This is a genomic window from Trichocoleus sp. ST-U1 (assembly GCF_039961835.1).
GTDB lineage: Bacteria > Cyanobacteriota > Cyanobacteriia > Cyanobacteriales > FACHB-T130 > FACHB-T130.
Genome location: NZ_JAMPJZ010000061.1, coordinates 25,685 through 33,330, shown reverse-complemented (window position 1 = coordinate 33,330; position 7,646 = coordinate 25,685). Strand labels below are relative to the sequence as shown.

The window sequence follows — 7,646 nt, the reverse complement described above, 5'->3', positions numbered from 1 at the left end:
ATGCCTGAAAAAAATGACGAGAAAATAGATGTAGACGATCGACTATCCTCATTCACACTGAAAGCTCACAAGCTACTTAGAGTAGATTGAAGCTCTTGCTTATAGAGTAGCCGAACCTGCTGATAACGAAAATAGCCGGGGTTACTAATCAGTTCACACACGCGGGACTCGCTTGGGTATTCTCCTGATCGCTGGAGTGAGACGATCGCCTCTTTAATTTCTTGACAACACTGCTCAATAGCAGCTAAGTGACTCATACGCATATAATTGCGGCGTTTCGTGACAATTTTGTGGCATAGTACAGGGAAATGCCTTGAAAGAACTCGTCTATTAATTTTCAACTGTTCCGCTATCTCTGTAATTGTTGGTAGTGGCTCTTCTACTTGGGACAAAATGATGCTCAGGGTATTTTCAATATGATTTAAATCGAGCGTTCTCGGAGATGAGCGCGTTTTCTTAGAATATTCCATCTCAACCTTCAGCTTTCGAGCATGGATAGTTGATAGATTGAAATCTTGCGTAAAGAACTGAGATAGAGAAATTTTAAAATTATAGCAAATTTGTATTAAAGCAGATAAAGGGGGACAGTTTTTCCCGCAATACCAACCCCAAAAAGTATTTTTAGGAATTTTGTGCATTGCAGCAAAAGCAGCTATATTACCCTCGGTTACTTGATGCACTACATGAGTAAAAGATTTTTGTATATGCTCTTGAGTAAGTACAGAAGATAACTGCTCTGCATTCGCAACTAATTCTCCTAAAGTTTCGGCTATCCATCTCTCCTGAGTAACTACTGAAGTATTAGAACCTCCTCCTAACCACTGAGAACATTGTGAACAATAGCCTAAACTGGATTTCCAGTTTAACCAAGGTGATTGGCGATAACAATGAGGACAATCTTGCACAAGAGGATGTTGATGTATTAAACAAATCTTGACATCATTGAGTGACCATAGCAGGGGTTCATAAATAACTTCTAGATTTTTTTTCCGGTGTTCGTAGCATATTGGACACCAAGCTTTATAAGGACGTAATAAGCCTTTTGCAACTAAAATATTGGAAAAGGATATCAATGTTAAAAACTTTAACTTATTAGACAAGGTTAACTGATTAAGAACCTCAACAAAATCAGTAGCTATCGTTCCATATCCATTTAAAACATGAGAACGGTTAAAAAACGGTTCTAATCCTCTACTGGTAGAATCTTTGATAAAGGTTCGCTGCAAGAGGGGATTAACTATTCTCGATAGTAATGTGCTGACAAAAACTCCATGAGATTGAGCTAACCGTGTCACATAGCTGGTTAAACTCTCAACTGTAGGAGTTCCCACACCGATCGGTTCTAAATGATGCAAAGGACTTCGGGGAGGCATAAGAAACTTCTCTGGACTCCATAGCTCATGATTAGTGTAGGGTTTAATTTCTATTACATTAATATCCATCACCATTGATTTTTGGTTAAAAATTATTAAATTTGCTTTAAGATTGAGATAAAAGATACTTCTAAATCTTAAAATAAATCATTATCTACTAAAATACTTAAAACATTAGTAAATTATACAATATTCATCATTAATTATTTTAATGAAATATCTATGACAGCCAACTTCATTAACAGCGAAGAATATTTAGACCTAACGTTTAAACTAAGAGGCTCACCCATCCCTCTTGATAATGGTTATCCTATTTATTCTGCTTTGTCCCGTATTTGTCCTCCCCTTCATGAACTAGACTCTATTGGAATTCATCCGATTGCCGGAATACCGACCAGCAACAACTTCCTTGAACTCACTGCTCAATCTCGTCTAAAAATTCGGATTCATCATCAACAAATTCCTTTAATTTATCCTTATTTAGCTGGTCAAGCTTTTCAACTAGGTCAACATTTTTATCAACTAGATATTCCTGACTATAAACCGTTAATTTCTTCAGAAAGTGTTTATTCCAGATTAGTGTTAATTAAAGGGTTTCAAGACCCTACTAACTTTATTGAAGCTGTTCAACGGCAACTGGATAGTTTAGGAATACAAGGGAAAATTGAACTTCTTACCCGACAAGATGGAACACCTCAACGAAGGCAATTAACCATCAATAAAGAAGAAAAACAGTTTAAAGTTAGAGGATTTGGCGTAAAAATCAGCGAACTCAACTCAGAAGATTCCTTAACGTTGCAAGAACAGGGCATTGGCGGGAAACGAAAGATGATGTGTGGAATATTTGTTCCAGCGACTCGCAGCAAGGAAGAAGAGGAAACCTAATCGTGGTTACTACCCAACCCAAAATTTCCCTATCTCTCGATGCTGCGGATACGACAATAATGCACCGCGCTGGAATGACGGGACTTTACATGACTTTAAAGCGATTAGAAAAGCAATATCCCTCATTTCATCAACGCGGAGGACATATATCATGGTTTTTGACTGCTGATACGATTGAATTATTCTGGCAAGGAAGTGATTTTGTCGCCCTATCTTGGTTAATTAAGGAGTCTTTTCAATTAGATGATACAGGTTTAATTCATTTAACAGGATTAGACAATGATGGAATAAATTTAAGGCAGAAGATCCATATTCATGAGGGAATATGCGCTGTTTTCCTGCGTCATAATCAGTTTTATCAAGCGGGAGCGATAGTTAACACTGAACTAAAGGTTGAAGAAAAAAAAGTTGAGTATCAATACAAATCTCTAATTTGGTACGCACATCAAAGTTTTGCAGAGAAGTTATGTGAGGTAGATACCCAACAACTTAGACAGGATTATGTTCAAATAACCAGTTGGTTGTATTTAGGGGGAATTGTCCGCCATGCTAGGACAAAGGATACTACAAAACTGGAAGAGAAACCTGAATACGCCTTAGCATTATTATTTGTACCAGTAGTTTGTCATTATTGCTTACTTCATATTCCATCAGAAGACTTGAAGGAAAAGAAACCCCATTGCTACCTAGTGGTGATTCCAGAAATCAAGGATTTTGAAGATGCTTCTCAAAGAAGATGGCAATTACAGCAATTAGAAACTAAACAGTTTCATGTTGGTAGCCTTGGTGAAGCAGGATTACTTTATTACAGCTTAGACGATATTCAGCCTGAAGGCGACTACTATCAAGCTTGTCAAGTTTGGTTATATGAAAAAATGAATCAAACTTCTCGTCAAAGGACATTAATGAGTATAGAAGAAATTAAAATTGATCGGAATACTTTAATCACTTATCAACAGGTTCAAAAATACTTTCAAACCAATTATCAGAAGATTAAACCTAAGCAAATTTTTATTAAGGTGAATTTGATTCGCTCCCTAATTGCTGATAATTTAGTAAAAGGAATCCATTGGTGGTCTAACTTTTGGGAAAAATTGGTGATGGAGGATTCAAAAGGATATTTATTTAACCAGTTATTTTTCAATCGAGAAGGATTCACAATAATGGCAGAAAAGAGTGAAGAAGATAAGCAGTATCTTATTTTTGTTAAGGTATTTCAGCAAGCTATGAAGGGCAATTTTGCTAAAATTTATGCCAAAACAGAGGAAGGAAAAAAGTCTCCAATTAAGAAGAAAGTTGAACGATTAAGGGCAGAGATAAACTATTGTTATAATGAATTGTCGTTTCAGGAATATTTGTCCGACTTTTTAGTAAGAGGGGGAATAAATAAGTATTTTAATGAGCAGCAAGAAGAGATTTTACTACTAATTAAAAATTCACCTTGGCAAAAACTAAAAATTTGGTCATTGTTAGCGATTGCCAGTTATCAACCTAAAGATAAACCCGCAAAAGGGGATGATAGTTCATTTCCAAACAATCAAAAACTAGGAGAAATGAATGATGAGTCAGAAGAAGAATAACAATAATATCCCCAATTATTATCTTTACGGAACAATCCTGACTCGTTATGGTTTAGCATCCTTAAATCATGACATTAGACGAGGAAATAAGACTACTTTGCAAAAAGGCTATTGGAATGGTAATATTCATTCTTTTGTAGGTTCAAGTGCGATTCGGTGGGCGTTACGTTTTTATCTTCAAAAGCAAGGTTATTTAGTTAATCGGGTTTGGGATGAGGACGAAAATATTAATCGATTAAAAAGTGAAGATTTTGATCCAGGACAATATTATGATGATGATATTTTTGGGTTTGCTTTATTAGAGTCTGCTGAAACAGAGGAGGATACTTCAACAACAAAGAGAAGAAAGAAACAAAAAAAAGTGAGCAGTCCTAATCAGCGAATGGGTGCTTTAGGGATGAATATGGCTGTTTCGCTCACGCCTTATGATGGTGCAGTCAAGTTAGGGGCAAAAAGTGGTAGAGAAAAGGATAGCACATCGCTTCACTTTACAGAATATCATGCCACTCGATATCAATATTATTTTGGAATTAATGCCACTCATCTCAAAGATTTTTCGCGGATTTTACCTCTGATAGATGGAATTATGAATTTGCCTAAAGTAGGAGGGAGTAGTAATACTTTTAATTATCCTTTCTGCCCCGATAGTTTAGTATTTCAATGGACAAATAATTTTGCTTCATATATTTCCTACTGCTTTGAATATTGCGATCCTAAGAGTAAGGAAGCAAAACTTACAGAAGAGTTTATAGATGAAGTGGAATGTGGTCAGATTGACCCTAATCAATTGTGGGTTGGGGGAACAATCGTTAAGGAGTTACAGCAATTGGATAATTTTGATAATTCTCCTTTTAAGAACGCGCATATTTATCGAAATCGGAATGAACTGATTGAAGCTTTGAAAGCAGTGATTAAAAGAGATTTAGGATTATAAGAATCAAAATGATTGCACCATTAATTCTCTATTTGGATGTTCCATTTGCGACTTTTCGGGAGTCCCATGCAAGGGAAATGGGAAAAAGCTATCCTGTCCCTCCTCCAGCGACAGTGTATGGGATGTTGTTATCTTTGGTAGGGGAAACGGATGTCTATCGCCACTGTGGGGTAGAATTGGCGATCGCGATGTTATCTACCCCCAAAAAGTCACGAATTTTGCGTCAAATGAGACGGTTTAAGAATGCTGATTTTAGCCATCCAGAGAATGTTATTCCCTGTTATCAAGAAATTGTGTCTAATCTGAAGTGTTTGATTTGGGTTCGTTCTGACGGGGAGAAGATACAACCAAGTTTAAGGGAGAGGATACAGTTAGCGTTTGACCATCCTGAGCTAGTAAGACGGTTTGGTTGTTTGTTTTTGGGAGAAAGTGACCAGTTGATTAAAACGATCAAACTTGCAAGGGAAGATTATCTAGAGGGAGTCAGACAGTGGGCGATTAGGGATAATCGAGGCAGTTTAACCTTACCCTATTGGGTTGACCATGTAGGGTCAAGAAATACCCGATTTTTGAGGTATCGGATGGAGGAAATCTCAAGCTCATCGCCTCCTGATTTGGCGTGGACGATGATTCAATCTCCGATTTGACAAGTATCTCTGATGTTCAAGGGAATTTAGAGTAAAAAAATGGCTCAAAGGGTTACAGGGTGAGGGGTACGGCAATTTAGGCAAGGAGAAAGCTGCTTGCTATTTCTGGAAAAGTTTATAGGGACTGGGTTTGAGGGGCTGAAGGTAAAGGATATTTTGTAAGTTTTGTGTTTTTGGGTTCTCTATCCCGAAGGTGCTTGTAAGATTGTAAATGAGCCTTTATCAGTCAAGGGTTTTCACCTTTGCTGTGATTCGTGGCTTTATGCCGTTAGGCGTTGCTCAGAGCTGGAAGTGCTTTTGGCAGATTGTAAGTAAAGGCAGTGATTCGTGGCTTTATGCCGTTAGGCGTTGCTCAGATACGGTTGCAGAGGATCGATAAACTCTCTTTTCACTTGTGATTCGTGGCTTTATGCCGTTAGGCGTTGCTCAGAACTGCGGCGCTGTTATTATCTTAACCTCCTCCGAGTGATTCGTGGCTTCATGTCTATAGACGTTGCTCAGCAACTTTAAATCAAAACTTCAACAGCAAAAGTTCACATAAAGCATCTGAGAGCATATCAAAATATTTATCCGGTTAGGGTACTCAGTGCAAGTCCAGATTTCTTTGGAATAAGCAGTGTACTCGAACCTTGGGTTCCTCAATTTCTTTTGCGGTCAACTCATCAACTTTTTCCCGTTCGCCTGAACTTGTGTTACATTCCACTTCTATTTCATCTCAATTTCATACAATTTCTCAACACGCGATTTGACACCAGCTCAAACCTATTAGGCTCAGGCACGTTTTTTCGGCTGGCGTTAAGATAATTGCGGCTGGTTGTACCCTCATGTTTCACGAGAAACAACACGAAGACTTTCACTGATTGAGCCAAGGGCACTCTGAATTTCTGCTTTCATCACCTTGGCTTTTGTGCGAATCCCTTCTGTGTTTTCTTGTAAGTACGTCAGGTGAGAGTTAATTTGGCTAATGTAATTTAGGGAAGATTGAATGCGCTGAATCTGAGCTTCAATAACACCATAGTCAAGCTTAGTGTTAAAGGCTTGTTGAGTCGCTAATTGCTGGCGCACAATTAGAAACTGAAGGGCAACCGTGAGCAACTCATGAGTAGTGGCAACCCACAATCCGTATTCACAGGTTCCTTGTGTCCATTCCCCAATTTCCCGTGCAAATCCCTGACGAGAATGACTCAAGAAAATTCCAGCATTCGCTTCATACTTTGCCAGTGCTTTGGTCAAGCGCTGGGAAATCATTTTGCGACCCCAAGGTTGGGAAGGTCGGTTTCTTGCCTCAATGATGATTGAAATCTCCGTTGCCGCTACTGAGTTGGGAGTGAGCTTAATGAGGATGTCACCTGGCTCATTTTCTTTGGCGACGTGGTGAATCTCAGCACCACAAATCTTTGACCAATCCTGTAGTTCTACCAAAACTATTTCTTCATAGGCAGCACCCTTAGCTGTTGTTTGCTCAAGTGCTGCTTGCGTTACCTGTTTGTCTCGAATTTCCTGGCGGAGCTTGTCTACTTCCGACGCTAAGGGCTTTACTGCTTCACTGACCACACTCTTTACAGCTTTGGCTAGAGTTCCGTTGTCTGCTGTAACATTCGCTAGTGCTGCCTTAAACGACCCCTGGATGGAATCTGATAATTTGGGGTTGAGAAGGTTGGTGAGGGTTTTGAGAACGCTGCCAATAACGGAAGTTTCCTTATGCGGGTCAATATCCCGTGCTAGCAGAGTTCGGACGCCATCCACTTGAGCGGTAAGCACTGCTGCGGTTTGATTAATTTGTCCTTTGAGCGGTGCCAAAACTTGACCATTTTCTGTACCAATTTGACTGACCAACTCCTGCTCAAAAGACTGGACAATGCGGCTTACGGCTGTTTGGAATTCAGAAAGTAGGGCTTGCATCCGTTGCTCAATAAAGGCTGTATCCTGACGGGCATGAGCGACTTGGATGCAGGCAAAACCCATTTCCACACAACTCAGGAGAGTAGATTCTTGTTGGGACTGGGGCAATTGTCTCAAGTAGTTAGCTGCCTCTGGGTAACGGATTTCTAAGTCGCGAATCACAATATGGTCGCCAATAATCTCGATAGTGGAGGAAGGTTGATTGCCGTTACGGGTGGAGAAAAAGGTCATAAAACAATCGGTGTCTAGATTACACTGACTGCACCGTACTCCCTGGTTTTTCAGACGGTCAAGAAAGTTTTGTCAATTTGCAAAGCCATAACCA

6 protein-coding genes and 1 CRISPR repeat array are annotated in these 7,646 nt (G+C 39.2%); of the genes, 4 read left to right on the top strand and 2 right to left on the bottom strand.

Features of this window, described 5'->3' with window-relative positions; genetic code table 11:
- Positions 1-65: 65 nt before the first annotated feature.
- Positions 66-1,442 (bottom strand): TniQ family protein, encoded by a 1,377-nt coding sequence (locus tag NDA06_RS19260; RefSeq protein WP_190985232.1) that lies wholly within the window; start codon positions 1,440-1,442, stop codon positions 66-68.
- A gap of 153 nt (positions 1,443-1,595) precedes the next feature.
- Here NDA06_RS19260 and cas6 point away from each other — a divergent pair, with 153 nt between their 5' ends.
- Genes cas6 through cas5 form a run of 4 tightly spaced genes read left to right on the top strand, consistent with a single transcriptional unit; the run spans position 1,596 to position 5,419 of the window.
- Positions 1,596-2,258: a type I-MYXAN CRISPR-associated protein Cas6/Cmx6 gene (gene cas6, locus NDA06_RS19255; RefSeq protein WP_190985233.1), complete on the top strand. Its 663-nt coding sequence runs from the start codon at positions 1,596-1,598 to the stop codon at positions 2,256-2,258.
- 2 nt (positions 2,259-2,260) lie between these two features.
- On the top strand, positions 2,261-3,838 hold the full coding sequence (cas8a1, locus tag NDA06_RS19250) for a type I-MYXAN CRISPR-associated Cas8a1/Cmx1 (RefSeq protein WP_190985234.1): 1,578 nt from the start codon (positions 2,261-2,263) through the stop codon (positions 3,836-3,838).
- Entirely contained in the window at positions 3,816-4,772 is a 957-nt protein-coding gene (locus NDA06_RS19245; RefSeq protein WP_190985235.1) for a CRISPR-associated protein, read from the top strand. The genes cas8a1 and NDA06_RS19245 overlap by 23 nt, the downstream gene beginning before the upstream one ends.
- 8 nt (positions 4,773-4,780) lie before the next feature.
- On the top strand, positions 4,781-5,419 hold the full coding sequence (gene cas5, locus NDA06_RS19240) for a type I-MYXAN CRISPR-associated protein Cas5/Cmx5/DevS (RefSeq protein ID WP_190985236.1): 639 nt from the start codon (positions 4,781-4,783) through the stop codon (positions 5,417-5,419).
- Between the two features lie 246 nt (positions 5,420-5,665).
- A CRISPR array of direct repeats spans positions 5,666-5,921; the repeat unit is 37 nt; unit sequence GTGATTCGTGGCTTTATGCCGTTAGGCGTTGCTCAGA.
- Between the two features lie 320 nt (positions 5,922-6,241).
- On the opposite strand, the gene NDA06_RS19235 is transcribed toward cas5, so the two are convergent.
- On the bottom strand, positions 6,242-7,552 hold the full coding sequence (locus tag NDA06_RS19235; protein ID WP_190985237.1) for a hypothetical protein: 1,311 nt from the start codon (positions 7,550-7,552) through the stop codon (positions 6,242-6,244).
- Positions 7,553-7,646: the final 94 nt, after the last annotated feature.

What these genes read in the sequence shown, in the direction of transcription:
- NDA06_RS19245 (WP_190985235.1), top strand. Translation starts at nt 3,816, where the DNA reads ATGATGAGTCAGAAGAAGAATAACAATAATATCCCCAATTATTATCTT.
- cas5 (WP_190985236.1), top strand. Translation starts at nt 4,781, where the DNA reads ATGATTGCACCATTAATTCTCTATTTGGATGTTCCATTTGCGACTTTT.
- NDA06_RS19235 (WP_190985237.1), bottom strand. Translation starts at nt 7,552, where the DNA reads ATGACCTTTTTCTCCACCCGTAACGGCAATCAACCTTCCTCCACTATC.
- NDA06_RS19260 (WP_190985232.1), bottom strand. Translation starts at nt 1,442, where the DNA reads ATGGATATTAATGTAATAGAAATTAAACCCTACACTAATCATGAGCTA.
- cas6 (WP_190985233.1), top strand. Translation starts at nt 1,596, where the DNA reads ATGACAGCCAACTTCATTAACAGCGAAGAATATTTAGACCTAACGTTT.